This is a genomic window from SAR324 cluster bacterium, from assembly GCA_015232315.1.
Taxonomy (GTDB): Bacteria; SAR324; SAR324; order SAR324; family NAC60-12; genus JADFZZ01.
Genome location: JADFZZ010000010.1, coordinates 44,658 through 71,045 on the forward strand (window position 1 = coordinate 44,658; position 26,388 = coordinate 71,045).

Annotated in this window: 26 protein-coding genes; 18 read left to right on the forward strand and 8 right to left on the reverse strand. The window is 45.7% G+C overall.

From position 1 onward, the window contains the following. Positions 1 to 18 precede the first annotated feature (18 nt). Positions 19 to 1,575: a response regulator gene (locus tag HQM11_09255; GenBank protein ID MBF0351210.1), complete on the forward strand. Its 1,557-nt coding sequence runs from the start codon at positions 19 to 21 to the stop codon at positions 1,573 to 1,575. On the opposite strand, the gene HQM11_09260 is transcribed toward HQM11_09255, so the two are convergent. Next, complete coding sequence (locus tag HQM11_09260; GenBank protein ID MBF0351211.1) at positions 1,563 to 2,390, reverse strand: hypothetical protein; 828 nt, start codon at positions 2,388 to 2,390, stop codon at positions 1,563 to 1,565. The two genes, HQM11_09255 and HQM11_09260, sit on opposite strands and share 13 nt — an antisense overlap. A 156-nt stretch (positions 2,391 to 2,546) precedes the next feature. On the opposite strand from HQM11_09260, the gene HQM11_09265 reads away from it, so the two are divergent. Then, positions 2,547 to 3,035, forward strand: coding sequence for a DUF3015 family protein (locus HQM11_09265; GenBank protein MBF0351212.1), 489 nt, complete (start codon positions 2,547 to 2,549; stop codon positions 3,033 to 3,035). An 88-nt stretch (positions 3,036 to 3,123) separates the two neighbouring features. On the opposite strand, the gene HQM11_09270 is transcribed toward HQM11_09265, so the two are convergent. Further along, entirely contained in the window at positions 3,124 to 4,152 is a 1,029-nt protein-coding gene (locus HQM11_09270) for a glycosyltransferase (GenBank protein ID MBF0351213.1), read from the reverse strand. Positions 4,153 to 4,494: 342 nt separating this feature from the next. Here HQM11_09270 and HQM11_09275 point away from each other — a divergent pair, with 342 nt between their 5' ends. The 5 genes from HQM11_09275 (at position 4,495) to HQM11_09295 (ending at position 8,150) form a co-directional block, all read left to right on the forward strand. After that, positions 4,495 to 4,767 carry a hypothetical protein gene (locus tag HQM11_09275; protein ID MBF0351214.1) on the forward strand — a complete coding sequence of 91 codons (273 nt, stop codon included), beginning with the start codon at positions 4,495 to 4,497 and terminating at the stop codon, positions 4,765 to 4,767. 131 nt (positions 4,768 to 4,898) lie between these two features. Then, on the forward strand, positions 4,899 to 5,630 hold the full coding sequence (locus tag HQM11_09280) for a response regulator (GenBank protein ID MBF0351215.1): 732 nt from the start codon (positions 4,899 to 4,901) through the stop codon (positions 5,628 to 5,630). Positions 5,631 to 5,652: 22 nt separating this feature from the next. Beyond that, positions 5,653 to 6,027, forward strand: coding sequence for an FxsA family protein (locus HQM11_09285; GenBank protein MBF0351216.1), 375 nt, complete (start codon positions 5,653 to 5,655; stop codon positions 6,025 to 6,027). A gap of 121 nt (positions 6,028 to 6,148) precedes the next feature. Next, positions 6,149 to 6,769 (forward strand): riboflavin synthase subunit alpha, encoded by a 621-nt coding sequence (locus HQM11_09290; GenBank protein MBF0351217.1) that lies wholly within the window; start codon positions 6,149 to 6,151, stop codon positions 6,767 to 6,769. 163 nt (positions 6,770 to 6,932) lie between these two features. Continuing rightward, positions 6,933 to 8,150 carry an MltA domain-containing protein gene (locus HQM11_09295; GenBank protein MBF0351218.1) on the forward strand — a complete coding sequence of 406 codons (1,218 nt, stop codon included), beginning with the start codon at positions 6,933 to 6,935 and terminating at the stop codon, positions 8,148 to 8,150. A 12-nt stretch (positions 8,151 to 8,162) separates the two neighbouring features. On the opposite strand, the gene HQM11_09300 is transcribed toward HQM11_09295, so the two are convergent. From HQM11_09300 to HQM11_09320, 5 genes are all read right to left on the reverse strand, one after another. Beyond that, complete coding sequence (locus HQM11_09300; GenBank protein ID MBF0351219.1) at positions 8,163 to 8,804, reverse strand: flagellar motor protein MotB; 642 nt, start codon at positions 8,802 to 8,804, stop codon at positions 8,163 to 8,165. 15 nt (positions 8,805 to 8,819) lie between these two features. Then, positions 8,820 to 9,479, reverse strand: a complete 660-nt coding sequence (locus HQM11_09305) for an OmpA family protein (GenBank protein MBF0351220.1) — start codon at positions 9,477 to 9,479, stop codon at positions 8,820 to 8,822. Between the two features lie 27 nt (positions 9,480 to 9,506). After that, positions 9,507 to 10,343 carry a MotA/TolQ/ExbB proton channel family protein gene (locus HQM11_09310; protein MBF0351221.1) on the reverse strand — a complete coding sequence of 279 codons (837 nt, stop codon included), beginning with the start codon at positions 10,341 to 10,343 and terminating at the stop codon, positions 9,507 to 9,509. Next, positions 10,340 to 12,367: an NAD(+) synthase gene (gene nadE / locus HQM11_09315; GenBank protein ID MBF0351222.1), complete on the reverse strand. Its 2,028-nt coding sequence runs from the start codon at positions 12,365 to 12,367 to the stop codon at positions 10,340 to 10,342. Before nadE ends, HQM11_09310 begins: the two co-directional genes overlap by 4 nt. Before the next feature lie 179 nt (positions 12,368 to 12,546). After that, the gene (locus HQM11_09320; GenBank protein MBF0351223.1) at positions 12,547 to 13,329 is read right to left on the reverse strand and encodes a TatD family hydrolase; all 783 of its coding nucleotides are present in this window, start codon (positions 13,327 to 13,329) and stop codon (positions 12,547 to 12,549) included. 196 nt (positions 13,330 to 13,525) lie between these two features. Between HQM11_09320 and HQM11_09325 the strand changes: the two genes are divergently transcribed. From HQM11_09325 to HQM11_09375, 11 genes are all read left to right on the forward strand, one after another. Continuing rightward, positions 13,526 to 13,843 carry a hypothetical protein gene (locus tag HQM11_09325; GenBank protein MBF0351224.1) on the forward strand — a complete coding sequence of 106 codons (318 nt, stop codon included), beginning with the start codon at positions 13,526 to 13,528 and terminating at the stop codon, positions 13,841 to 13,843. A 21-nt stretch (positions 13,844 to 13,864) separates the two neighbouring features. Beyond that, positions 13,865 to 14,578, forward strand: a complete 714-nt coding sequence (rnc, locus tag HQM11_09330) for a ribonuclease III (protein ID MBF0351225.1) — start codon at positions 13,865 to 13,867, stop codon at positions 14,576 to 14,578. Continuing rightward, positions 14,575 to 15,318, forward strand: coding sequence for an rRNA pseudouridine synthase (locus HQM11_09335; protein MBF0351226.1), 744 nt, complete (start codon positions 14,575 to 14,577; stop codon positions 15,316 to 15,318). The genes rnc and HQM11_09335 overlap by 4 nt, the downstream gene beginning before the upstream one ends. 16 nt (positions 15,319 to 15,334) lie before the next feature. Then, on the forward strand, positions 15,335 to 16,957 hold the full coding sequence (locus tag HQM11_09340; GenBank protein MBF0351227.1) for a DUF342 domain-containing protein: 1,623 nt from the start codon (positions 15,335 to 15,337) through the stop codon (positions 16,955 to 16,957). 27 nt (positions 16,958 to 16,984) lie between these two features. After that, positions 16,985 to 17,824 (forward strand): pentapeptide repeat-containing protein, encoded by an 840-nt coding sequence (locus HQM11_09345; GenBank protein ID MBF0351228.1) that lies wholly within the window; start codon positions 16,985 to 16,987, stop codon positions 17,822 to 17,824. After that, positions 17,821 to 18,279 carry a hypothetical protein gene (locus HQM11_09350; GenBank protein ID MBF0351229.1) on the forward strand — a complete coding sequence of 153 codons (459 nt, stop codon included), beginning with the start codon at positions 17,821 to 17,823 and terminating at the stop codon, positions 18,277 to 18,279. Before HQM11_09345 ends, HQM11_09350 begins: the two co-directional genes overlap by 4 nt. Before the next feature lie 351 nt (positions 18,280 to 18,630). Beyond that, positions 18,631 to 20,358 carry a Na/Pi cotransporter family protein gene (locus HQM11_09355; GenBank protein ID MBF0351230.1) on the forward strand — a complete coding sequence of 576 codons (1,728 nt, stop codon included), beginning with the start codon at positions 18,631 to 18,633 and terminating at the stop codon, positions 20,356 to 20,358. Positions 20,359 to 20,381: 23 nt separating this feature from the next. After that, positions 20,382 to 21,149 (forward strand): SDR family NAD(P)-dependent oxidoreductase, encoded by a 768-nt coding sequence (locus HQM11_09360; protein MBF0351231.1) that lies wholly within the window; start codon positions 20,382 to 20,384, stop codon positions 21,147 to 21,149. A gap of 21 nt (positions 21,150 to 21,170) precedes the next feature. Continuing rightward, complete coding sequence (xth, locus tag HQM11_09365) at positions 21,171 to 21,944, forward strand: exodeoxyribonuclease III (GenBank protein MBF0351232.1); 774 nt, start codon at positions 21,171 to 21,173, stop codon at positions 21,942 to 21,944. Between the two features lie 213 nt (positions 21,945 to 22,157). Continuing rightward, entirely contained in the window at positions 22,158 to 24,002 is a 1,845-nt protein-coding gene (glmS, locus tag HQM11_09370; protein ID MBF0351233.1) for a glutamine--fructose-6-phosphate transaminase (isomerizing), read from the forward strand. A gap of 74 nt (positions 24,003 to 24,076) precedes the next feature. Further along, positions 24,077 to 24,763 carry an enoyl-CoA hydratase/isomerase family protein gene (locus HQM11_09375; protein MBF0351234.1) on the forward strand — a complete coding sequence of 229 codons (687 nt, stop codon included), beginning with the start codon at positions 24,077 to 24,079 and terminating at the stop codon, positions 24,761 to 24,763. 189 nt (positions 24,764 to 24,952) lie between these two features. On the opposite strand, the gene HQM11_09380 is transcribed toward HQM11_09375, so the two are convergent. After that, positions 24,953 to 26,230, reverse strand: a complete 1,278-nt coding sequence (locus HQM11_09380) for a nitronate monooxygenase (protein MBF0351235.1) — start codon at positions 26,228 to 26,230, stop codon at positions 24,953 to 24,955. Between the last annotated feature and the right edge of the window lie 158 nt (positions 26,231 to 26,388).

Below are 26,388 nucleotides of genomic sequence, written 5' to 3' on the forward strand. Positions count from 1 at the left end.
CCCCGTCAAACGGTTTCTATGGCTATAAAAATTCTGTTTGTGGATGACGAACCAGACTGGAGGTTTCTGATTAACGCCAATTTCCAGAATCGTATCAAAAATCATGAATATGAATTCCTGTTCGCGGAGGACGGTGTGGACGCGCTGGAGAAGATTCAGAAAAATTCAGATCTGGATCTGGTTGTGACGGATATCCGCATGCCCAGGATGGATGGTCTCACGCTGATGTCGCATCTTCATCAGATGGAATTGCCGTTGCGGACCATCATTGTTTCAGCCAATGATGAAATTAAAAATATTCGCTTTGCCATGAATCAGGGGGCCTATGATTTTCTTGTCAAACCCCTGGATTTTGAAGACATGGCCCGAACCATCCAGAAATGCGCGGCAGATGTCAGACGTGAAAAATTACAGCGCTCCCTGATTGCGCAGGCGGAAACGTCGATCATGGAAGAAGAAGAGCGATACCGCTCACTGATTGAACAATTGCCCGATGGCATCATCATCAAAGACAAAGAAATCACCTATGTCAATCAGGCTGGCATGCGGATCCTTCATACGGCTTCTCCTGAAATGCTCATCGGCAAACATTTTTCAGAATTATGTGATGACGCCACCAAACAAGTCATGAGAGAGCGTCTTCAAAAAATCCAGGGTCCCGGAGAAGTGGCCTTTTATGACAATGTTCCGCTGAAATGCGTGGATGGGATTTTTATCACAACCAATGTCCGCATTATTCCTTTTTTTTACAAGGGAAACCTTCAAAAAATGATCATCTTCACCGATATTACTGAACTTAAAAAAACCGAAGCGATGCTCAAACGTGAAGAGATCGCCAGAGAAGCCGCTGAACAGGCCGGACAATTGAAAGATGAATTCATGGGTTATCTGGCACACGAACTCCGCACGCCACTGAACACGGTGCTGGCCAATGTCAGTTTTCTGGAACTTTCGCTGGATGATGATGAATTTCTTCAGGAAGAAGGATTGACTCAGACAGATCTGATTCACCGGATCAAACAAGGCGGAGAGATTCTGCATAAACTGATTCAGAACATTCTTGAACTGCAGAAACTGGAATCAGGCAAGATTCCAATGCGCTTTAGAACAACCGATTTGAATCCGCTAGTGCGGAATGTTGTGGATAGTTTTGCCACCATGTCCCGGCAAAAAGGACTTCAACTGCATTTTGAAAGCACTGTGGCCAATTGCGCGACGGTGCTGGATGAATCTCATTTTGCCCAGGTCATCAGGAATCTTGTGGGGAATGCCATAAAATTCACCCGTTTCGGTAAAGTGGAAGTCACCTTGAGTTGTACGGAAAATGAGGTGCTGGTTGCCGTTAAAGATACCGGTTGCGGCGTACCTCAGGCTGATTTGAAAAATATTTTCAACCGGTTTGAACAGGTGCGACGCAAACAGCACGAACAGCAGGGAGTGGGACTTGGTTTAACTTACTGCCGGCATGTGATCAGTCTGCATCAGGGAACCATTGATTTGCAGAGTGAAGAAAACAGGGGAAGCACTTTCACCATAAGAATTCCCCGTGATTTAGCGGCAACTCACCCTGAATGAACTTCTTTTAATTTCTCAATCCAGTTGGAAATCTTGTGAATGACCTGCTGTTTTTGCTCGCTGTTTAAAATATCTGGCAACGACAATACCAGGATTTTTATCGGTGCCATCACCTCCGGCAGAGGTTCATAACGACGGTTGATAAAAACTTCTGTTAAATCATTTCTGAGTTCCTCAGCAGAAGCATGATTACGCAACAGTTGAACCATAGCCTGTTGGTTTTTCTGAAGTTGATTCAACCAGATATCATAGTGATCAGGCACAGCACGGATCAGGCTTTCAATTTTATTATGCTGCTCCCGATCCAGAGAATCCACCCAATCTTCCATGATTTCAAAAAACTTTTCTACGCGATAGTCCATTCTTTCTTCAGGAGTTTTTTCCATAATTTCCAGATACTCCTCGTTGTTTTTGACCAATTCTTTTTCAAAATAATCCACCTGTTCCGGATTCAGCATGACCATCAATTGAACCGAATCATCAAGGATTCTGGAATAGATCATGGTGATCTGGGTGTGCCATTCCTCCATAAACCAGCCGATATCCTCTTCAGCAATTCCAGCTTCAAGGCGTTGTTTGACCTGTTCCAGAAACTCAATGTTCAGGGGAATAGCTTCCTGTCGATGCCAAATCAAATGCGTCCTGATTCGAGGTTCCAGAAAATCTTTCTGTTCGCGGGTTAAATCAAAATAATCATCAATCCGCCACATCAACAGATGATCGGCCTGACCATACCACCAATAATTGGAACACCCGGCAATCAATCCTGCCGCTATGAATAAAAAAACAAATACACGTAATTTTCTGAGACGCATGGGCCAATTCCTCAAAAATATTTAAAAAAGCGGGACACTATCATGTTTGATGCCGAACTAACTTGAGAGTCTTAAACATAAAATGCTAGTTCAGAACTGTCGATACCGTTCACAATCATGATGAACAATTTTTATAAACTGCAGATGGAGGTCCTTATGAAAAAGACAGGAATGTTGATGATTGCTGGTTTATTGATGTCAAGTCTGGTCTATGCCAATTCACCAACAGGATGTGGTATCCCCTCTCATGTGTTATCAAAGGATAAAGGAATCAGTGGCGCATTGAACTTTATCATCAACATCACAACATCCTTCCCGCTCTATGCTTCAAGCACCCTGTTTGGAACATCCAACTGTCAGGGCCTGGCCATCAATGACTATCGTGAAGACTACGTTCGACAAAACTATGTGGTTCTCATGGAAGAAGCTTCACAAGGGAGCGGTTACCATTGGGAAGCCCTGTCACAACTTGCGGGTTGTCAAAAAGGAGCGGTTCAACCACTCCTGATTCAGGCACACGAATCGTTTGAACAACTCTTTGTGGAAACCGCAGAAATGAGCAGGGAATCTCTGTTTTTGAATAAACTCAAACAGGTGATCGAGCAACATCCTCAACTTTCAGGTCAATGCCAATGGGTGTCCTGAGTTGTTTTTGGTAAGCGTTCAGTCGTCAGCTTTTGAGGGGGAGTACTGTGTCTTTTCTACTCCCCGGAACTTACGATTGACGAGTATTTCAGATCATCTGAAAATACTCCCTGTTTTCTTGAAGCCCCTGTTTTCTCAACTCAGATTTGATGAGTTCAATGGATTCGCTCGACAATGCCAGCAGGATCCTGACGCGATGTTTGTCTTCAGGCATCCAGGAAGCGATCGGTTCCTGCTGGTGACTGGCAGGAATTCCCATGACTGTCCGGTCAGGCGGTCCCTGCAGATTATCCACAAACCGTTGCACAGCAATTCCTGAAGCTATGAGACTTCGGGCAAGTTCCCTGCCGGAGGGGCCGGTTCCAAAAATGACTGGATAGTGATCCTGTGAGACAAGTCCGCTTTGAAGAAGATAGTGGACTTTGGCGTTGAACATGGCTGGACGCTTGTATTCTGCTCTGACCCGGGACAGTCGTTCGGGAGAATCACGTTTATCAACCAGAACTTCAGGAATTTTGCCAAACTTCGAGCCTGCAAGAAAAGCCCTGAGCAGGAAATCATAATCTTCTGCCCAGCCATGGTCTTCATAGCCCTTCAGCGATTCAAACAGTTCACGCCGCCCGAGAAAAGTCGGATGCATGATGGGAGATTCCATAAAAATGGATGCGCAAATATCTTCATGAGATTGCAACTGGTTGCTCCAGTTCATGTATTTCAATGCATTTGCTGAAAGAGTGCCTGCTTCACAAAACAGCGCCACCAAACTGCCGCACAAATCAACATGGGGATTTGTTTCCATGAAGTGGACCTGTTTTTCCAGACGATCAGGTCGCATCAGGTCGTCACCATCCATCCGGGCAATCAAAGTCCCATGGCATTGAGACAGTCCCGCATTGAGGGCATTGACAATTCCTCCATTTTTTTCAATGGATACAACAATCAACCTTGAATCATTCTGATTTCCAAGCAATTCAGGGGTGGAATCATTGGAACCATCATCCACAACAACCAGTTCAAAGTCATGGAATGTCTGCTTCCAGATACTGTTCAGGCAAGCAGTCAGTGTGGTTTCATCGTTATACACCGGCATCACAATTGAAACTGCGGGTTGATTCATCGGAATTCCAAGGGAGAATAGAAATGTGTGTAATCAGGATTGGAGACGTCTGTTGTCAGATGTGGTCTGATAAACCGTAGCCGCTGTTTTTTGGCAAGTTGAAAGTAGATACCCCCGGAATGACACTATGCGATGGATTGAACCGGTTGCTGTCACCAGAAAATTCACAGCAGGAAAAAAAATGACTTCAGTAACATTGACCCTGAGCTTCATTTACTATATTGCTATTGGGCGTCGCTAACTGATAAAAGAAGGTTAACTTTGGACGATTTTAAATTTTGACTGGAACTTGTTATGCATAAGTAACATTTTTTCCAAAGAATTTATTTTTTGAGAAATGCTATGTCAGCTCATGGAAGAGTTATTTTCGCTAATTTAATTGATGCCAATGGAGATGGCGCCATTGATATGGTGTCGTTTCTGGATGAAAAAGGCAGCATTGGTCTGGCTGTTGACAGTACGGGGAATGGAAAAATTGATAAGGTTTATGTTTTCCAGGATGTTACCGGTGATGGCAAGATGGATTCGGATGATGAAGTTCTGCTGCTCAACAAGGCCAATGAACTCGTGGCTGACACGGCAAATCCACAAAATCCAAGACTCATAAGTTTTTAATTTCATGTATTTTTATTAAGTTACAGCTCATGTTGAATGCCATCAAAATAACGGTTATTTCCGATCAGCGAGAAATACAGAATGAGCTTGTTTCCATGATGGAAACGATGCCCTATTCTCTGGAGCCACCCATGGACGTGGAGGACTTCGTTGGTGGAAAAGTGATCCGATCTCATATTCTGCTGATCCATCTCACTAAAGATAATTACACCGCCGCAATCGCAAGCTCCGGAACATTTCTTGATAATACAGGAAATGCTATTTTATTTCTGACTGATCAATTTGATCAGGAGGTGATTAGCCGTGCCCGATCGGCCACTCATTCAGGGTTTCTGATATTTCCATTACACTCACAGCAACTTCAGGCATCTCTTGAAACCATCATCCATGCGAATCCCCAATTCACACAACAGAACAAATCCTTGAACACGGCTCCACCGGTTCATGACATCTACGAAAAAAGTATTGCTGAAAACTCATCTTTCAGGGCGTTGAAACACAAAACGATCCTGCTGGTTGAAGATGATGAAAACAATGCGTTCACCTTGAAAGTCATCCTTGAATCGCATGGCATGACGGTTCATAGCCGATCCAATGGGAAGGAAGCACTTCAGTTTCTGAGGGAACAGGGCCTTGTGGATCTGGTGTTGATGGATATCATGATGCCTGTCATGGATGGATATGAGGCCATGCGTGAGATCCGTAAACAAACCATATTTCAAAAAATGCCCATCATCGCACTGACCGCCAAAATCATGAAATCTGAAGTTTCCAGATGCATTGAATCTGGCGCAAGCGATTATTTCCCCAAACCCATTGATGTGGATCGACTGCTTTCCCGTCTCAAAATCTGGCTTTATTAGTCAGTGCTCACAAATTACTGCCGTGAAGTTGCTCATCACTTTTTTTTTACTGATTGTCCCACTGATTGAAATTGGTTTATTAATCCAGTTATCCAGAATCATGCCGGTTGTCAGCATTTTTTTGGTCTGTGGTATCACTGCGCTTCTGGGATTATGGCTGATGCGCAACGAAAATTACACCATCTGGACGTTGATTGAGTCAGATATTCAAAATCAGCGACTTCCGTCTGAAGAAATACTGAATGATTTTCTGGTATGGTTCAGTGGACTGATTTTGCTGTTACCCGGTTTGCTCACAGACGGCCTTGGTATCATGCTGATTTTTCCTGAAATCAGAAAAACGCTCATTGAAGCCACCAGAAAATTTCTGAAAAACAAATTTCAGATGTCGCAATAATAATGACCTGGTTAAGAACCGGGTGGAAACCCTTGTGGACGCATGTAGAGACTGGTTTGAAACCCGTCTCTACTGGTTATTTCTTTATACCCCCTAACCACTTTTTTATTTAAGGATATTTATGTTTACAGGAATCGTACAGGGAACCCGCCAGGTTTCAGAGGTTAAGCATCACTCAGGGATATGCCGCTTGACCATCCACTTGGAGGATCTGTCTGACCAGATCCGTAGAGGTGCCAGTGTTTCCGTCAACGGGGTCTGTCTGACGGTCGTGGATATCAGACAGAAGCATGTGGATTTTGATGTCATTCAGGAAACACTGAGTCGAACTGGACTTGGAACCCTGCAAAATGGCGACAGAGTCAACATTGAACGGGCCTGCCATTATGGTGATGAAGTCGGTGGACATCAAGTTACAGGACACATTGACACTGTCGGGACAATCCATCACATCATCCATACGCCGAATAACCGTGAGGTTTTTATCGCTATGGGCACACAATGGCAGAAATTTCTGATTCCCAAAGGCTGGATCTCGATTGATGGCATCAGCCTCACAGTGGTGCAGGTAGAAGCTGACCGGTTTTCAGTCTGCCTGATTCCTGAAACCCTGGAACGAACCACCCTGGGCTTCAAGAAAGAAGGGGATTCTGTGAATCTGGAGTTTGACCATACCACCAAAGTGATTGTCCAGACGTTGGAAAGAATCCTGCCTCAATACCTCTCAGGAGCTACTTCCTGAGTTTATTTGTAAGCGTTCAGCTTTTACAGCTTTCAGTGTTTATGTGCCTCAGAAGCCTTATGACTCAATAGCAGAAAATATCGTTTGACTTCCAGGCCTTGAGAATTCCTGAAAACTGATAGCTGACGGCTGAACGCTTACGTTAAATTTTTGAGAGAGCCTTATGCGTTTTGCTGCACCCCTTGTATTTCTGTTCATGCTTCTGATTGGAATATCAGGCTGTACCGTGTCTCCGCAACCCGGGATTTATGCCTTGACGGATGAGGAGGTGGAGACACTCCTGTTGACGGATGAACTGAATTTTGAAAGTCTCAGTCATGGGATTGAACGATCCATTCAATATTTTGACCGTCTTCCAGCGACCTCAACCTTTGACTATGGAGAGTTGCAATATTCGGCTCAGGAAATGAAAGCGTCGATGCGACTGTTTCTGAATATCCTTGAAAATCAAAGCGATGATGAACGAATTGCCGGGATTAAGGAAAAATTTTTGTTTTTTGAAAGCCGGAATAACTCAGGAAACGCGTTTTTTACAGGTTATTATGAACCCTTACTGACAGGAAGTCTGGTGCCGTCAGAACAATACCCCGTGCCGATTTATGGGGTTCCAACTGATTTGATTACTGTGGATCTTGGCAAATTCAGCGATGAACTCAAAGGCAAACAGATTGTGGGCCGGCTGTCTCAGAACCAACTGATTCCGTTTGATGAACGTAAAGAAATTTCCTATCGTAACTCCTTGAATAACCGGGCCACCATTCTTGGCTATACGTTCAATCACATTGAGCTGTTCTTTTTACAGATTCAAGGTTCCGGTGTGTTGTTGCTGGATGATGGCTCGAAAGTCAGATTGAACTATGCGGGTCAGAATGGACGATCCTACAAAGCAATCGGGGCCTTGCTCAAAGAAAAAATTCCTCCTGAAGAAATGTCGTTGCAATCATTAAAAAAATATTTGTATGAACATCCTGAGGAAGTGCCAAAAATTCTGTCCTTTAATCCCAGTTATACATTTTTCAGGATTGTGGAAGAAGGCCCTCTCGGAAATATTCAGGTGCCGCTGACCCCCGGACGCTCTGTAGCCATGGATCATCGACTCATCCCCAAAGGGAGTCTGGCGTTTATCGCAACCACCTATCCCGCCAAATATCTGGAAGGAACCGTAGCCGGCACAGCGGGACTGCGAGCCTTGCATCGTTACGTACTGGTGCAGGATACCGGAGGTGCGATCCGGGGCTATGGCAGAGCTGACATTTTTTGGGGGAATGGTGAAACCGCCGAAAAAATTGCGGGTTATATGCAAAATGAGGGAAGGATCATTCTGCTGGTCGCGCGGAAAGAATTTCTGAATTCTGAGCCGTTTCCCCTTGCACAGCGATGACTTTGGGACGACTCATTCAGGGACCAGAATCACTTCCACCCGATTATTCAGGGCACGTTGCTGCGGAGTGTCATTCGCAGCCTTGGGACGTTGCCAGCCAAACCCCTTGACCGTAATTTTTTTTCCATTGATTCCGGCAGTCGTCAGGAAATTCCCCACAACAGCCGCTCGTGCGCCTGAAATTTCCCATTGATTGCGCCATTGGGTTGATTCCACCTGATCAGTGTGTCCTTCTACCTGAATTTTGTTAGGCAGAATATACAGCAGTTTGGCAAACCGTTCGAGTTCCTCCCGTGCCTGAGCATTCAACTCTGTGGAATCCTGATCAAAAAAAGCATTGGCACTGAAGGAAACCACAACCCCCCGTTCATCCACATTGATCTGGGTATCTTCGGCAAGCTCACTGTCTTCAAGTTCTTTGGCCAGTTGTTCCACCACAGAATCCTGCCCTTCCGTGATGAAGGGACTTCCGGAGGGCATGGGTTTAAAACTTTGTGCCACATCCTTGAATTTTGAATTGTCCATCTTGCACATGGAAAACAGCAAAATGAAGAAACACAGCAACAGTGTGACCAGATCTCCATAGGTGAAAATCCATTCCTGATCAAACGGTTCACAATGCGGACAGTCTTCCTCATCAATCATTTGTCCCATCGGACACTCCTGTTCTCAACGTGTGTAATCTTCAGGAAGCAAAATCACTTCTACCCGGCGGTTCAATGCCCGTTTATAGGCAGTGTCATTATAAAATCTGGGTCGGGTGTCCCCATAACCCGCGATCTGAATTCGTTTGGGCGACAATCCGGATTTTTCAAGTTCATCGGCGACAGACGCGGCTCTTGCTGTGGAAAGTGCCCAGGGGGAAGGATAATCCGTCAGCGTGTCGGCTTCACTGTCCGCATGTCCGGCCACAAGCACCTGGTTGGAAAAACTGGAAATGATCGGAATCATGTTTTTCAAAGCGACCCGTGCCACTTCAGTCAATTCCACAGAGTTGGTTTCAAACGCCACGTTTTCCTTGAAGGTCACTTCCACCCCCTTGTTGGAAACATTCACGGTGACGTCATCGGGCATTTCCAGTTTTTCCAGTTTCTGGGCAGCATTTTCCATCACAGAACTTTTGCCTGAAAAAACAAACGGACTTCCCATCGGCATGGACTTGAAACTCATCGAAACCTGTTCGATTTTCTGATCATCCATCTTGCACATGGAAAACAGCAAAATGAAGAAACACAGCAACAGTGTGACCAGATCTCCATAGGTGAAAATCCATTCCTGATCAAACGGGACACATACTTCGCACTCTTCTTCATCAATCAATTGACCCATAATGTCTTCTCCCAAACGTATTGTTGGTTATTCACCACCACCACCACCACTTCCGCCTTTTTGTTCATTTTCAAATTTGAGTTGTTCATACATTTGTTTTTGGGAGGAGGGCAAATAATTCATCAAATCCCCTTCAATGAAATCCGGACGCTCTCCACGTTCAATGTAAAGCACACCGTCGCGGATCATTTCCATGAGCAGTTTTTCATCCCCTTTGAAGCCTCCGAGTTTTGTGGCAGTAGGCGCAAAAATAACGTTTGCGAACAAGGATCCATACAACGTTGTGATCAACGCCACGGCCATCGCAGGACCAATTTTGGAAGGGTCATCCAGGTTCTGGAGCAGAATCACAAGCCCGACCAGCGTTCCGAGCATTCCCCAGGCAGGTGCGAGTGATGCCAGGGTTTTGATCACGGCGATGTCGCCATCGGACTGTGCCTCGGTATATTTCATTTCATGCGCCAGCATGTCCACAATCAGTTGCCGGTCAACCCGGTCCACCACCAACCGGAGTCCACCACGCAGGAATTCATTTTCAATGCTTGGCAGCGCGTCTTCAATCGCCAAAATATTTTTTCTCGCGATCTTGGACACATCGACAATCAATGTCAGGGTTTCAACCAACTGCACATTGGGTTCCTTCCAGGCTTTACCGATCAGTTTACCAAAGGTCTTTGCCTGGTCCATGGGATAACTGATAAAGGTTGAGGCAATCGCCCCCCCCAAGACGATCAGCAGGGAGGGAAAATCGATGAAGTACTTGATCGCTGAAGGTGTCAGTGTGAAGGTATTAAAATCGAACATGATGGCCATTAATAACAGAAATAGCGCCAGTATGTTTCCGACCAGTGTTCCTGTATTCATATGTTTTCTCCCGCGGTGAGTTTATTGAGATATTCAACCACAACTTTTTTTAATTGACTGAGTTCTTCGGTGAATCCCCCGGATAAAATGGGGAAGCGGCACCATGTTTTGGGATCAAGGTTTTCATCATCCAGATGAAATGAAGGGGCATAGCGTTCGCGTTTCCATTGATTTCTGCTCCACAATAGAAAAAATTTTTCAACATACTTATATAATTGAAGTGGTGTGTAGGTTTTCCACTCTGCGACATCTCTCAATTCCAGCCAAACTTCCAGCGGTGATTTCCGGTCACGGATCGCCAGTTTTTCGATCCGGTCCAGCAACGGATAGGGCATCAGATCGGCTTCATCGGACTGCTCCGATTCCAACGGTCGCAACTCCGCGGTGGGACGTTGGGCAGTCACCAGTTTCAATATATGAAGTGGTCCTGTTTCCGCAAGTCCTTCTTGTTCCATCCAGCAAAGCCAGGAGATGATAAAAGCTTTGTCAATACCCGCGATCGGACTCAAGCCTCCACAGGTATCGCCATCCATGGTGGCATACCCCACAGCGGCTTCACTCCGGTTGCTTGTGGAAAGCAGCAAGGCACCATACACATTGGCCAGCATCCAAACGCCGGGCCCCCTGACCCTGGCCTGAATGTTCTGCAAGGCCAGATCATCCTGTTCCCAGGTCAGTGGACGTTCCAGCATTTGTTCTACCCATTGCGTATAGGTCTGTACCAGTCCGGAAATTTCAAAATTAAAAAATTTTCCATGCAGACTTTCACACAAACTTTTCGCGGCGTCCAACGTGGTTTCTGAAGAATGTTTGCTGGCTTGATAAACTCCGGTCAGGAGTTGTGGCATAAGCGTTTTCCAATCTTCCGAACCCGTATCATTGGTGTTAATCCAAGGTAACTTTTTCTGGATGTCAGTCCATTTCAGTTCCTTGAGCACCAGTCTGCACATGAGCCAGATCAGCACAGCAACCGTAGAGGAATCCGCGCCTCCGCTCATGGATAGCACAAATCCACGACTGCGGCTTTTGCGCATATAATCCCAGAGTCCGAGAGAAACAGCCCTCGCAAACTCTTCCTTTCGATTTCCGGCAACCGGATTGATGATCACACTGGCAACCGGAATTTTTTCAGGGATGGGAAATTGCCAGGGGCAGTCAATGGTGTATTTCTGCTGATCAGGATGATTGGGACGATAGTTTGTATTTTTCCGGCGATAAAGGCGATTGAGTGAAATATCCGCTACGGCAGTGGTCATCAGCACATCACGAAACGAAAACCGTGTTCCGCTCGCAATCAATCCCCGGTTTCCTGACGCGATTAAAACGGTGCCATCATAAATAATCCGTCCGGCTTCACAACCGATCAAATTGCTGTAAACATACACACTGTTTGTAACCCGGGCACCTTCCCTGACGATCTGACAGCGAGTCTGATATTGATCAAAGGCAAAATGGCTGGCACTTGCGTTTAATATGACATCAACGCCAAGATCCGCCAACTTGGTTCCCGGACGCTGAATGACCCATGCGTCTTCACAAATCTCGAAGCCAACCTTGACACCATCCATATCAAACAGCAAATCCCCGACAGGAATAGTTTGCCCCTTGTGTTCAATGGTGGTCTGGAATGCGCTAGGCCATGGTTTGAACCAACGGGTCTCATAATACAGATCCTGCCCCGCCAGAAACTGTTTGGGCACAATGCCGCAAAGCTTTCCGTTCACCAGCCAGGCAATGGCATTATACATCACCTGACTCACCAGCACAGGAAGTCCCACAGCCACCCCGATTCCAACAGTGTGGGGCAAAATCTCATCGAGAATTTCCAGCGATCGCTCAGCGACACTCGCAGAATGAAAGGCATCTTCGCAACCATAACCTGAAATGCACAACTCTGGCAGGCATAACAGGTCAACACCGGCTGATTTTGCCTGTTGAATTGCAGAAAGAATGTTGGTCAGGTTGTTTTTCCAGTCAAGTGGCGTCTGGTTGAGTGCGGCGCCCCCGACTTTGACAAATGAAATAGTGGTCATGACCTGGTTTTGAAGGGGTTCATTAAATAATTCGTAAGCGTTCAGCCGTCAGTTTTCAGGAATTCTCAAAGCCTGGAAGCCAAACGATATTTTCTGCTATTGAGTCATAAGGCTTCTGAGGCGCATAAACACTGAAAGCTGAATACTGAAAGCTGAACGCTTACAAAAAATCAATCAGGTTTGTTTTCAGGCAAACGGAACAATTGACCTGCGTTATGGGTTGTCTGTTCGGCAATTTCATCCAGACTCACATTCAATTCCTGTGCAATAAATTGTGCGATTACGGGAATTCGTGAAGGATCGTTGGATTTTCCCCTGAATGGCATGGGACTCAGAAATGGCGCATCGGTTTCCAGCAGGATTCTGTCCAATGGGGTTTGCCGGAGCACAATTCTCAAGTCCTCAGCACTTTTAAACGTAACAATACCATTGAAACCGATATACCATCCCATCTCGAGCAGAGTCTGGGCCATCCTCAAGGATCCTGTGAAACTGTGTGCCACACCTTTGCGGGTGAGTGGGGTTTCACGGAGTATCTCAAGTGTGTCCTCTTCAGCCTCACGCGTATGTAAAACCAGTGGCAATTGGACTTTTTCCGCAAATTTCAGATGCTCCCGAAAAGAGTGTTTTTGGGTTTCCAGGGGAGATTTCATGTAGTGATAATCCAGACCTGTTTCGCCAACTGCTACAATATCAGGGTTGGTGTGGAGAATGTTTTGCATTCTGCTCAGGATCTCGTCAGAAAACTGGCTGGAATCATGAGGATGTATGCCAACACTGCCATAGATGCCCGCATGCTTTCGTGTGAATTGATCAACAAATTCCATAGAAGCTTCATCAATGGAAATAGTGATCAACTGAACCACCCTGGCGGCTCTGGACAGTGCAACAGATTCTTCAGGTTGAACAGGCAACATATCCAGATGGCAATGGGTATCAATAAAACTTGTCATAATTTTTACGGATAAGTAAGAATGCCACTGATTTCAGGGGTTATGCTGTGACAGGTATTTGGATATACAAATAAAAAGCGTTCCACTTTTCGATTTTTTGATTACTGGTAATGTTTTTCGATGAAGTCTTTGAAATAAACAAACTCCTTTTCATTTTCAATCTGAAACTCAATCATCTTTCATTAATAACACCTTTATGAAATCATGGCATTTCCTGTTATTCAGCTTAGGAATCAATTTATTGACAGGAGGATGTTATTCATTATCTTTCTATCATGATGTTGCCCAACTGCGTGCGATGCCTGATGGTGAACTGGAACAAATCAACACTGTTTTTGCCTCCAGAGAATTGACAAAGCCTCCGTCACTGCGGAGGATTTGTCCAAGTGGTGTTTCCAAAGTGGAAATTCTGCAAAGCTTTGACAATGGAATGCTGCATTATCTGACTCTGGGATTTTACAGTCCCATGTCCATCAAAGTCTGGTGTGATACTCCTCCGATGGATATTCCCTGAATATTATTTAAATCGATTATTATGTTTGAATCCTTGTCTGAGGCCTTAGGTTATCAGTTTCGGAATCCTGAAATTCTGAAACTCGCACTGACCCATAAATCATGGTCTTCCGAAAAACTCTTGAACAATGAACGTCTGGAATTTCTGGGTGATGCGATTCTGGATCTGGTGATCACAGAATGCCTGATGACACTCTTTCCTGAAGCCTCAGAAGGAATTCTTTCGAAGCTCAGGTCAACCCTGGTGAATGAACAGGGACTGAACCGGGTTGCGATAAATTTGAATCTCGGCCAGTTTCTTTTTCTGGGAAAAGGAGAAGAAATGACTGGCGGACGTTCCAAACCATCTTTGTTATCCAATGCCCTGGAAGCTGTGTTTGCCGCAATTTATATTGATAGCAAGACAGATTCAGGTTTGTCACGGATGGCGGAAGTGATTGAACGATTATTTGAGCCGTTTATTCCCAGAACCATGGATTCCAACCAGCACAAGGATCCTAAAACAGAACTTCAGGAATTGGTACAGAAGCAGTTCCGTGCTCTCGTCCATTATGAATTGCTGGAGGAATCAGGGCCGGATCATCAGAAACTCTTTGAAATCGCGGTCATGATGGATAGCAAAGAACTGGGCCGCGGAAAAGGCTCCAGTAAAAAACAGGCAGAACAGGCAGCGGCAGGCTCAGCACTGATCCATCTGCATGAATTCTCATCCTCAACAACGAAAAGCACCCTATGACATCAACACCCTCAGAACAAATACGTATTCATAAATATATGGCCCAGGCCGGCATCTGTTCACGCCGGGAAGCGGAGCAAATCATTGTCCGTGGTTCCGTCACCCTCAACGGTCAGGTTGTCACAGAACCCGGAGCCAAAATGACCCCCGGAGCTGATAAATTGGAAGTGGATGGGGAGCTTGTCCGCTTTAAACCCGTCATTCAAACTTCCGTGTATGCATTGTATAAACCCAAAAACTGCGTCACCACGCTGAAGGATCCTGAAGGCCGAATGACCATCAAACACTTTTTCCCCCCTGAAAACAAACGGTTTTACCCGGTGGGGCGGTTGGATTATGATGCTGAGGGATTGCTGCTGATCACCAATGATGGCGATTTCTGCAACAAGATCACCCACCCCAAATTTAAAATCTGGAAAAGTTATTTTGTCAAAGTGAAAGGAATCGTCACCCCGGAACACCTTCGAGGTCTGAAAAAAGGTCCGGTGATCAACAAAAAGAAACACCTTCCCGTCAAGGCAAAGATTCTGCATAACGTCAATAACAATACCTGGCTCGAAGTCACCCTTCAACAGGGCACCAACCATCAGATCAAAAATATGTTTTTACAAATGGGATTTCTGGTAGAGAAAATCAAACGATTCAGTATCGGGAATATCCATCTGGGGGAAATGAACCCCGGTGAATACCGCAAACTGTCTCCTGAAGAAATTGCCGATTTGTTGAAGTTAGTTACCTGATATTCCGGAATTTGACATGGCTATGCGCACCAAAACCTCCTTGTTTCAGATCAGAATCAAAGACGAAAAGATTCTTCTCAGGGTGGTATTGTCTGACACTGGAGAAAAAGCTTCTCTGGATGATATTCAGGATAAACTGCATGAAATGGATGTCGATTATCTTCCTGAAACGCTGTTGGAAATTTATGAAAAGGCCTCTGGAAAATTTGAAGTGCTGTGTGATGAACTCAGTTCAGAATATCAACTGCTGATTGAAATTTCAGACAATGAACTGAAAGCCTACCTCACGATCCATCCACCAAATTCCGGCGAAGATTTTCTTTCAGTGGATCGCATTGTTCATTCCCTCAGTCAGTCAGGGGTGTATGAAGGCATCAATCGAACAGCAATTCAAACGATGCTGGATGACATGATCGAATATGATCCTGTTGTCGTTGCTGAAGGCCGCATGCCCGTCAATGGCAAGGATGGCACATTTGAAGTGGTCTGCCTTCCTGAGGAACCCCGGAAAGATCCCCTGCACAAAGACCCCCGTGACATGCATTTCATCCATAATGTCGCTGAAGGAGAGACTTTGGTCAAGATTGTGCCACCAAGTCCCGGTGAAAATGGATTCACTGTGACTGGCAAGGCTCTTCACGCGCAACCCGGGAAAAAAGCCGCAATTTTTCCAGGCCGCAATACCCAATACAATTCTGACCGGACTCAAATTATTTCAACACATTCAGGCTTTGTCTGTTTTGCGGGCAACCGGGTTTCTGTCGATAATCTGCTTGAAATTTCAGCGGTGAATGGTGCTTCGGGGCATGTACGCTTTGATGGGATCCTGAGAATTTTCGGTGATGTGGAAGATGGCTTTTCCGTGGAAGCCAGTTCAAAAATAGAAATATGGGGTACGGTGGGCAAGGCGAATGTCCTGTGTCATGGGGATATTGAAATCAGGCAGGGGATCATGGGGAGCAATATCAAATCAGGCGGAACCATTCAGGCTGGTTTTATTTCTGAAGCCCAGGTGGAAGCTGGAGAACATTTGATAGTGGAGGAATACATTCTCAATTCCAAGGTTTCAGCAGGGAAAACCCTGCTCATTGCCAATGCGCAGGGATACTTTGCCGGAGGCGAAGGCTATGCCGGAAATTTTATCAAAGTTCCCAATGCGGGTTCGGCCAAAACCCAGAAGCAAACAACGCTGGAAGTCGGCATCGCCATCAATACCCGTAAATATTACAATGAACTTGAAGCCACCCTTGAGCGGGAATTTGAAAATTTACAGAAGCTGAAAAAGAACATGCTCATTCTCCAGAATGCCCGTGAAAAAAGGAACGGGGTGCTTCCGGAAGAACATGAAGACGTCTTTAACAAAATGGGAGTTGCACTGGATTCATCCTTAGTCACCTTGAAATCCGGCATCAGTCAATGGCGAAAAATCAAGGAGACCCTCTGGATTGATCATGAAACCAATGGCGGGGCAATTTTTGTAGAACATGATGTTCACCCCGGTGTCGTGATCAAGGTTCTACGGGTCAAACTCAATGTTCCATCGGGCATTGCCAATGCCGCGTTTGTTTTTACCAGAGAAGGAATCCAGGTCTCACCTTTTGATTCAGTGTATCAAAAATACAAACGACATTTTCCATGAATTCACCTTTAATGACTGAGCAATGACATGGCGGCCCTGGCAAAAAATGATTTAATTCGAAAAGTTCAGCGTGGAGAAACGTTGTTTCGAATGGATCTGAAAAACATGAATCTGGAAAATGCCATGCTCAAAGGCGCGATTTTAAGGGAGTGTTCCTTCAACAACAGTTGTATGAACGGCATCAATCTGGATTGCGCCATACTGGATAAATGTGATTTTACCGACTGTGAACTCAGGGAATCATCATTTCAGGAAGCATCCCTGGTGGAATGTGATTTCCGCGAAGCCTCTCTGAAAAATTCAAATTTTATTGAAGCCAATCTCCGGGAAGCCAGGCTTTTCCAAACAGAGATGAGTCAATGTAATCTGGATGGTACTATCATGATCAAGATCCAGGCTCATCTGGCGGATTTTACCAATTCCAGTTTTTTTGGAAGCAACATGTCTGAAGCCAGTATGCTGTTGTGCGACTTCACCGCCTGTGACGCGGATACGCTCACAGCGACCGATGCTGATTTTTCCGGTTCAATCTTCAATGGAACCAAAATGGACAGGGCAAAGCTGGAAAACAGCAATTTTACCTACTGCGAATTTGCCTCATCCATGTTGCGAGGATGCCATGCTCCAAAAGCAAATTTTTTCAAAGCCACATTCATCAATACTTACCTGACCAAAACAAATCTCGAACAGGCCAGATTTATGCGGGCCAACCTGAAAAAATCGTTTCTGGCCGCGGCACATCTGGGCGAAGCCAATCTGATTGAAGCCAGTTTTTCTCATTGCAGATTTGACAGTGCCATCATGACAGGCGTGATTGAAACAGGCACCAGTTATGAACAGGTGATTTTCAAGGATGTCAAGCGATGACCCGTAAAATCCTGTTGTGTGGACTTCCTATTTATTTTTGGGTTTGCCTGTCTATAGCTCTTGCTGAATATCGAGCCTATGAACTGGAGGTGTTTGACAGGATTCAGATGAAAAAAGAAATTGTCATTACCTCTTTTTCTCCGAGTGACTACATCCTGAGTCACGGTGGGCCACAGCGTATCGGGATCATCATTCGCGCTTCATGGATGTGCTATGGCGATACCTCCCAATATGGTAAAGTCTGTCCGCAACCTCCAGCGATCAATCCCCGATTCAAGGTGGGAGAACGGATTCAGGTGATATTGAACAAACATCTCACCGATGGCTGGCTTGGCGTTGTAGAAAACAGTTTTTATCGTCCGGATCTGCGCAGTAATGTGTATGGGGTACGTTTTCCGGAACGCAAGGATCTTTACACCCGCTATTACGAAGCCAATCTCCAGAAAGCACCCTGATGTTCTTCAAGTCTAGGCTGTTGAGTTAAGGCTGTAACACGGGTTCCCAGGCTCTGCGTTAAGGTTTTTTAAGAAATTTCGAGCGAGAAAATCCCCCTTTTCAAAGGGGGCATGGGAGATTTAACGCTCAGAATAACATCCCCCTAACCCCCTTCAACCAAGGGGGAATTGGTGCCAGTGCCTTCACAGTGCTTAACTTAACAGACTTGATGTTCTGCGTGGCAACCCTGGATCGCACAGATTGATCCTTAAATATTCGCTGTTCGACATTCGCATTGTTTTTAAATCAGGATTCGCGTGTTCTCTAAAAATCTACCAAGCAAAAGGCCTCCTTTGTTACTGGCAGGATCAATGCTTCTGCTGGTTCTGTCCCCCATTGCCAGTTTATATGCCGCTGAACCAGTACCCAGGCAAAATATTGAATGGTTTGCCTTGTTCAGTGGACTTCTGGGGGGCCTGGCCTTGTTTCTGTTTGGCATTGAGAAAATGAGCAATGCCCTCGAGATGGTCGCCGGAGATCAAATGAAAACCATTCTGGCCCGTATTTCTCAAAACAGGTTTATGGGCATGCTGACAGGAGCGCTGGTCACCGCGATTATTCAATCCAGTTCTGTAACCACAGTCATGCTGGTGGGGTTTGTGTCGGCCAATCTGATGACCTTCACCCAAACCATTGGTGTGATTTTCGGTGCGAACATCGGCACAACCATCACCACCCAGATCATCGCTTTCAAAGTTACAAAAGCCGCCTTACTGTTGATTGCGCTGGGGGTTGCCATGATATTCACAGGCAAGCGGGAACTGATTCGACAATATGGTTATGTGATTCTGGGCATGGGGTTGTTGTTTCAGGGAATGGTAATCATGGGAGACAGCGTCCACCCGCTGAGAACGTATCAGCCGTTCATTCAGTTGATGGCTCAAATGGAAAATCCGGTATTGGGAATTCTGGCTGCGGCAGTTTTCACCGCAATGGTACAGGCCAGTTCCGCGACACTGGGGGTCGTGGTTGTGCTGGCCTCACATGGATTGGTATCGCTGGACGGTGGAATCGCCATGATGCTGGGATCGAATATCGGCACCTGCATCACAGCCGGATTCGCGTCCATTGGCCGTTCACGAGAAGCCATCAGGGTTTCGGTTGCGCATATTCTGTTCAATGTTTTAGGCGTTTTGCTTCTATTGCCATTTTTGACACCTTATGCGGAATTTATTCAATGGGTTTCTCCAGCAGACGCAGGCTTGGATGTCCGTCAATATATTCCAAGACAAATTGCCAACTCGCATACGTTTTTCAATATTGGAGCTTCTCTGCTCTTTATATTTTTTGTGCCGGTATTTGACCGCTTTGTATGCTGGCTGGTGCCTGAAAAGAAAGCTGGCGGTGATGCTGGTTTTAAAACACGTCATCTGGATTATTCCATCATCAAAACACCTGCTCTGGGGTTGACGGCCGTCCGTCATGAAATTGCCAGAATGGGTGTCAGAGTGACAGAAATGTATCAAAAAATTCTCCCCGCGATCTTTGAACGTGATGAAGAGACTCTCACTAAAACAAGAGATATGGATAATTATGTGGATTATCTTTATGGAGAAATCATCAAATATCTTGGACAGATGAGCAAACAGACTTCGTCAGAAATTCACACCCGTGAGATTGTTCTGCTGATGTCCGCGGTCAATGATCTGGAAAATATCGGCGACAGTATTGAAACCACCATGGTTGGCTTGGGAATTGACGGCATCAAGGACCACATCGTCATCAGTGATGTAACCCGGGATATTATTCTAAAAATCTACCGACTTGTGTCAGAGGCACTTGATTCATCCATCAGGGCCGTGGTGGAGCAGAGTATGGTTGATGCAGGCAAGGTCGTTGGACTGAAAGCCGCGATTGATGAAATATTTGAGCAGGCGCAAACGCACCAACAACGGCGATTGATTGCCGACAATAGTGGTGGACTTGCCGCCTATCGTCTGGAAATGGATTTGATTCAGCAACTCAAACGTGTTTATTATCACGCCAAACGTATCGCTAAAAGTGTCATAAATCCCGGAGAAATGCTCAAAGATGAGTGAACCCGCATCATAACGAAACCTTCATGACAAAATTTCGACTTAAGGGCAAAGTCGCCATTGTGGCAGGAGCCTCTCAAGGGTTGGGACGAGAAATTTCCCTGAAACTGGCAGAAAATGGAACCCATCTGGTACTGGCCGCACGCAATCAGGAAAATCTCGAACGTGTTGCTGGTGAGTGCATAGGCCGTGGTGTCAGAGTGTTGGCTTTTCCCATGGATGTTTCGGATAAGGAGCAGTGTCAACAATTGATTGAGGCCTCGTTGAAGCACTTTCATTATCAGGTGGATATGCTGATTCATTGCGCTGGCGTCCAGGAAAACCTTCCTTTATCAGCACCTGATTCTCTCGTATCGCTGGAATATCTGATGGCCGTCAATTACTTCGGCTGTGTTTACCTCACCAACTATGCTATGCCTCACCTGATACGAAATCGGGGAGTGATTGTCGGCGTGATCGGGTTGCAGGGAAGATTCGGTGGTCTGAATCAAGCCGGTTTCGCTGCCAGCAAACACGCGTTGGCCGGTTTCTTTGAATCCTTACGCTATGAACTTGAAGCCTCCAGAGTTGGGGTGACCATGGCCTTTCCCGGAGATTGGGATTCTTATGCACAGTCTGCTGGAAATGAAACTTCTTCCATGAATGTCCGCGAGGTGTGGGCTCAGATCATTATTGAAGGCATTCAGAAACGACGCCACAATCTTTACATGGAACGCAAAACCGTAGTGAACCGTATGCTCCAGTTTTTCTCACCCCGATTGGCCAATCAGCTATTGCGTCGCTTTCTGGACTGACTTCATTATCGGAGTATCCTCATGAAAATCATCACTATGAATCTGAATGGCATTCGTTCCGCCACTGAAAAGGGCTTTTTGGAATGGATGACATCTCAGCAGGCGGATGTGGTTTGTTTACAGGAAATCAGGGTGCAACCGGAACAATTGACCCCTGCCATGAGAAACCCCAAAGGTTATGAGAGTTTTTTTCTTTCTGCCCGGAAAAAAGGTTATGCGGGTGTCGGTGTGTATTTTAAAAAAATGCCTGACCGGTTTCACACTCGCTTTGGATGGGCCGAAATGGATGATGACGGCCGTTATCTTCAGATAGATTATGGAAATCTCAGCATCATTTCGCTATATCTGCATTCAGGCAGTAGCGGTGAAATCCGACAGTCTCTCAAATTTCAGGCAATGGATCAATTGACAAACTGGTTGAAAGAAAAACGGCAGGATGGCCGGGAATATATCGTTTGTGGCGACTGGAACATCGCACATCAGCCGATTGATCTTAAAAATTGGAAAGCCAATCAGAATTATTCAGGCTTTTTACCCGAAGAAAGACAATGGCTGACCATGCTTTTCGAAGAGTTGGGGTTTGTGGATATTTTCAGAAAACTCAATCCCCACCCTGATCAATATACATGGTGGTCAAACCGTGGTCAGGCCTGGTCCAAAAATGTGGGCTGGCGGATTGACTACCAGATAGGAACACCTGGAATCGCAGGTAAGGCCAATCATGAAACCATCTTCAGGGAACAAAAATTTTCCGATCATGCTCCCCTGATCATTGGTTATGATTTCGAGATTTGATTGCGTGATTTTGAAAATGAAAAAAAAGGGGATGAGACGTCAATCCTGAATTTAATCACTTGTTTTAAAGGATTGAATCAGGAATAAATGCGTTAATTTTAGAGTTGAATCCATTTTTTGCTGTTGATTTAATGAGAAACAGCGATTCTCTACCTGCCACAATAAATTAAATAGAAAGTGGTCTTTTTAAAACCAAGGAGTCAGGAGTCACATATGTGTGGAATTGTTGGATTTGTAGGAAATGGTGTGATCCCGGGACGGTTGCTTCAAGGGTTGCAGCGTCTGGAATATCGGGGTTATGATTCTGCCGGAATGGCGTTATGTACAGAAGATAGCCATCTTCATATCTTGAGAAGAGTCGGCAAGTTGGCAAACCTAAAAAATGACACACCTGAATTTCTGGAAACAATACACTCCCCAATTCGTGGCGGCATCGCCCACACCCGCTGGGCAACCCATGGAAAACCTAGCGAAGCAAACGCGCATCCCCATCTCAGCCAGAATGGGACTATTGCGGTTGTCCACAATGGAATCATTGAAAATTACCAGACACTGAAAGATCAGTTGATTCGGCAGGGATTTGAATTCAAAAGTGAAACGGATACCGAAGTCCTGGCGCATTTGATTGAATATCATTATCAGGGAAATCTGTTTTCAGCCGTATTGTCCGCCTTGCACCTTGTGGAAGGTACTTATGGGATTGCGGTCCTCAACGCTTTGGAACCCAATGTTCTGGTAGCCGCCAGAAAATCAAGTCCGCTGGTTGTCGGCCTGGCAACTGAAGGAAATTATGTGGCGTCAGACATGGTCGCCATGGTCCAGGAAACACAGCGGGTGATTCATCTTGATGACTATGATGTGGTGCTTTTATCCGAAGATCCACCTGTAATCACCAATCTGAAGAATAGAATCCGTGAATATGAGGTATCAACGGTTGATTTCCATCTGGATGATGTCAGTAAGGGGAATTTTGAACATTTCATGTTGAAAGAAATTCATGAACAACCCGATACCATTCGGAATGCGACACGGGGAAGAATGGATTATGAAACAGGAAACGCCAAACTCAATGGCCTTGGATGCACGGCCTATGACATTGCCCAAATCCGTCATGTCACCATTGTCGCCTGTGGTACTTCACGTTATGCGGGACTGGTCGGGGAGTATCTGATTGAAACGCTGGCAGGCATCACCGTGGATGTGGAATATGCCAGCGAGTTTCGCTACAGAAATCCAGTCATCATGCCTGGAACTGTGGTCCTGGCAATCAGTCAGTCCGGCGAAACCGCAGATACACTTGCGGCTCTGATGGAAGCCAAATTGAAGGGTGCGACGGTGTTTGGTATTGTCAACTCCGTTTCCAGTGCCATTGCCCGTGAAGCCGGACGAGGCATTTATCTTCATGCGGGTCCGGAGATCAGTGTCGCCTCTACCAAAGCCTTCACGAGTCAGGTGATGGTTCTCACTTTGCTGGGACTTCTGTTGGGTCGAAGCAGTCGCCATTCATTGACCGAAGGACAAAATCTTATCCGTGAAATAGAGGCATTGCCTGAAAAGATCGAATATATTTTAAAAAACGAACGACCCAAAATTTATCAGGCGGCGCAATATCTCAAGGATTTCGAGAATGTATTTTATATTGGTAGAAGTTTCAATTATCCTGTGGCCCTGGAAGGAGCCCTCAAGTTGAAGGAAATTTCCTATATTCATGCCGAAGGATATGAATCCGCTGAATTGAAACATGGTCCAATTGCTTTACTGGATTCGCGCAAGCCAGTTCTGGCGATCATGTCAAATCAGGCAGGTTATGAAAAAATAGTGGGCTCTGTAAAGGAAGTGATGGCACGTGACGCCCCTGTGATTTGTCTCGGAACCGAGGGCAACACCACATTGTCACAGTATTCACCCTATGTATTGAGTATTCCGGAGTGTCCGGAGTTGTTGTCACCTGTACTCAATACTGTGGTGCTTCAGTTGCTGGCCTATGAAGTGGCTGTAGCCAAGGGCCTTAGCGTTGATCAACCGCGTAATCTGGCTAAAAGTGTGACGGTCGAATGACACACGTTCTGTAGAGAGACGTAATAGGTTACGTCTCAGCTTAATAGAGAATGATAACCACATAGAGATGTAACATGTTACGTCTCTATAACCTGGAGGATAGTATGGAAACAATGGCATTGAGCAAAGAAGGATCTGTCTATGTATTGACCTTGACCAATAATGCGACAGGCAATGCGTTCACACTTAAAGCTCTTGAAGAATATCATGCGGTGTTTGATCAAATTGAACAATCTGGAGAGAATTGCTCTCTGGTGGTGACCAGCAGCGATCCTAAATCATGGTGTACAGGAATTGATCTGGAATGGATGAAAACCCAGCCGGAAAATTATTTTCCTGAATTCGGTCAATTGCTGGATAAATTTTTTATTCGACTGGCTCTCCTTCCAGTACCAACGATTGGATGTCTTACCGGACACACATTTGCCGGGGGAGCAATCATGGCCGCATGTTTTGATTTTAAACTCATGAGAAAAGACAAAGGCTGGTTCTGCCTGCCAGAAGTGGACATCAATATTCCATTCACACCGGTAATGCATCAGATTATTAGCCTGTTTCCTAATCAGCAAGCATTGAAAGAACTGGTGTTGACGGGAAAACGAATAGGAGGACAGGAAGCCGCGGATTCAAAGCTGGTGGATTCCTCATGGCCGGACGCAGAACTGAAAACCAAAACCATGGAACTGGCCCAGATACTTGCAGGAAAAAATCGAAAGGTTTATGCCAGTATTAAACGAGGATTGAAGTCAAATTTAAAATGAAAGGGCCAAGGAAAATCCAGTGGGTAATCCCCGCTGGATTCTCGCTTGAGCCCAAGGCAGTTCGCTTCTCTGGTAGGACTGGACTACGTGCCCGTCAAAAATACGATTTTTGGCGTTTGCGGGGCATGTAATCCCCGCCTACCATCCTCAAAATCAGAAGAACTGAACAGACCTGGATTGATCCCAATTTCATGCCGACATTCGTTCAAGCATGGGGGTTTCAGGGAAGGTCGGCAACGCAATCTTGTGATCAACGCTATAAAGGTAGTCATTGAACACATGTTCCGCAGTGAGAATTTGCCAGGAACCATCAGGACGGCGAATTGTCGTATCTTTCAGACGGTAAACATAATGGCCGCAAGTCCAGACCTTATAATTTTTCATGCCAGTACACAGGCACGTTTTGTCTTTGACTGAAATCATTTTGGAAGTGGATTGTGCCACTGTATCCGTGTAGGCCTTGATATAGGCACAGTTGCTATTGCCATCGAGGAGATAACCCAATTCTTCACAATTCGGACGAATTCCCACACCAATTGCCGGCGATGATTTGAGCATTCGCATCGGATAACCCGTAGGGGAGATGGTGTTGACTTCCACATCCTCTTCATTGGATTTGAAATATTCCTGCTTGACGTTGGTGGGCAAGCCACATTCCTCTGTGACGGTAAAACGTGTCGCCACCTGCACCGCCGCATTACCCGATTCAAGATATTCCATGGCATCCGTTCCCGTAAAAATCCCTCCAGCCGGAATCACCGGGATCTTAAGATTTTCCTGTTCCAGAAATTGATGGACTTCCTGCACAATGGTTTTCAGGTCATATTCAGCCCAGTCCATTCCAAATCCGAGATGACCTCCGGCCAGGGGACCTTCTACAACGATATAATCCGGCATCCGGTTTACACGTGCGGCTTTTTTCAGAAAAGGTCTGAGTGCCCGGACTGAAGAAACAATAATTCCGAGCATGGTATCACGGAATCGGGGATGGTCCTGAATCAACTCAAAAGATCCCAGATGCAATCCAGCACTCAGTGTGATTCCGTCAATGCCTGCATCCATGGCCGCAGTCAACCGGACTTTGAGTGTCCCCTTGGGGTTATTCATGGTCAGTTTTTCCATGCAGTTGACAAACACTGCACCAGAGCCTTTTTTCTGATCCATGGTTTTTCCCGCATGATTTCGGGTTGCCTCGGCTAATTCTTCCAAATTGAACTGGACGCTTGATTTGTCGAGATTGTCGGCATTGTCCTTGTGCTGAAGATATTTATTTTTGCTGAAAGTGGTCTTGAAACGCTTGTCAGCCACGCCAAGCACCATTGCGTCTGAAATATGCCCGATTCCACCCAGACGGGCGATTTCCAGGGCGAGATCTGCTGTGGATATGTCTACGCCCATGCCGCCAATCATGATTGGCACATATTCTTTGTTTCCAAGTTTTAACCTGAAATCATCAACTCGTTTCATTGTTACCTTTTCCTGGTACAGGGTTTCAGGAACAGGGGACATCACCCCTTTGTGTAGTCAGGTTGCAATCGTATCGGATATAGTGGATGAAGTATATCGAGATGGACAAAGTATCGCATGTCGAGGCTTAAAGTATATGAGAGCTATTCCCCGGCCAC

Excerpts from the sequence above, each read along its gene's own strand:
- glmS (MBF0351233.1), top strand. The coding sequence starts at position 22,158 with ATGTGTGGAATTGTTGGATTTGTAGGAAATGGTGTGATCCCGGGACGG.
- HQM11_09280 (MBF0351215.1), top strand. The coding sequence starts at position 4,899 with ATGGACGTGGAGGACTTCGTTGGTGGAAAAGTGATCCGATCTCATATT.
- HQM11_09265 (MBF0351212.1), top strand. The coding sequence starts at position 2,547 with ATGAAAAAGACAGGAATGTTGATGATTGCTGGTTTATTGATGTCAAGT.
- xth (MBF0351232.1), top strand. The coding sequence starts at position 21,171 with ATGAAAATCATCACTATGAATCTGAATGGCATTCGTTCCGCCACTGAA.
- HQM11_09350 (MBF0351229.1), top strand. The coding sequence starts at position 17,821 with ATGACCCGTAAAATCCTGTTGTGTGGACTTCCTATTTATTTTTGGGTT.
- HQM11_09355 (MBF0351230.1), top strand. The coding sequence starts at position 18,631 with ATGCTTCTGCTGGTTCTGTCCCCCATTGCCAGTTTATATGCCGCTGAA.
- HQM11_09275 (MBF0351214.1), top strand. The coding sequence starts at position 4,495 with ATGTCAGCTCATGGAAGAGTTATTTTCGCTAATTTAATTGATGCCAAT.
- HQM11_09345 (MBF0351228.1), top strand. The coding sequence starts at position 16,985 with ATGGCGGCCCTGGCAAAAAATGATTTAATTCGAAAAGTTCAGCGTGGA.
- HQM11_09325 (MBF0351224.1), top strand. The coding sequence starts at position 13,526 with ATGAAATCATGGCATTTCCTGTTATTCAGCTTAGGAATCAATTTATTG.
- HQM11_09255 (MBF0351210.1), top strand. The coding sequence starts at position 19 with ATGGCTATAAAAATTCTGTTTGTGGATGACGAACCAGACTGGAGGTTT.
- HQM11_09270 (MBF0351213.1), bottom strand. The coding sequence starts at position 4,152 with ATGAATCAACCCGCAGTTTCAATTGTGATGCCGGTGTATAACGATGAA.
- rnc (MBF0351225.1), top strand. The coding sequence starts at position 13,865 with ATGTTTGAATCCTTGTCTGAGGCCTTAGGTTATCAGTTTCGGAATCCT.
- HQM11_09335 (MBF0351226.1), top strand. The coding sequence starts at position 14,575 with ATGACATCAACACCCTCAGAACAAATACGTATTCATAAATATATGGCC.
- HQM11_09300 (MBF0351219.1), bottom strand. The coding sequence starts at position 8,804 with ATGGGACAAATGATTGATGAGGAAGACTGTCCGCATTGTGAACCGTTT.
- HQM11_09295 (MBF0351218.1), top strand. The coding sequence starts at position 6,933 with ATGCGTTTTGCTGCACCCCTTGTATTTCTGTTCATGCTTCTGATTGGA.
- HQM11_09310 (MBF0351221.1), bottom strand. The coding sequence starts at position 10,343 with ATGAATACAGGAACACTGGTCGGAAACATACTGGCGCTATTTCTGTTA.
- HQM11_09305 (MBF0351220.1), bottom strand. The coding sequence starts at position 9,479 with ATGGGTCAATTGATTGATGAAGAAGAGTGCGAAGTATGTGTCCCGTTT.
- HQM11_09380 (MBF0351235.1), bottom strand. The coding sequence starts at position 26,230 with ATGAAACGAGTTGATGATTTCAGGTTAAAACTTGGAAACAAAGAATAT.
- HQM11_09290 (MBF0351217.1), top strand. The coding sequence starts at position 6,149 with ATGTTTACAGGAATCGTACAGGGAACCCGCCAGGTTTCAGAGGTTAAG.
- HQM11_09375 (MBF0351234.1), top strand. The coding sequence starts at position 24,077 with ATGTTACGTCTCTATAACCTGGAGGATAGTATGGAAACAATGGCATTG.
- HQM11_09340 (MBF0351227.1), top strand. The coding sequence starts at position 15,335 with ATGGCTATGCGCACCAAAACCTCCTTGTTTCAGATCAGAATCAAAGAC.
- HQM11_09260 (MBF0351211.1), bottom strand. The coding sequence starts at position 2,390 with ATGCGTCTCAGAAAATTACGTGTATTTGTTTTTTTATTCATAGCGGCA.
- HQM11_09360 (MBF0351231.1), top strand. The coding sequence starts at position 20,382 with ATGACAAAATTTCGACTTAAGGGCAAAGTCGCCATTGTGGCAGGAGCC.
- HQM11_09320 (MBF0351223.1), bottom strand. The coding sequence starts at position 13,329 with ATGACAAGTTTTATTGATACCCATTGCCATCTGGATATGTTGCCTGTT.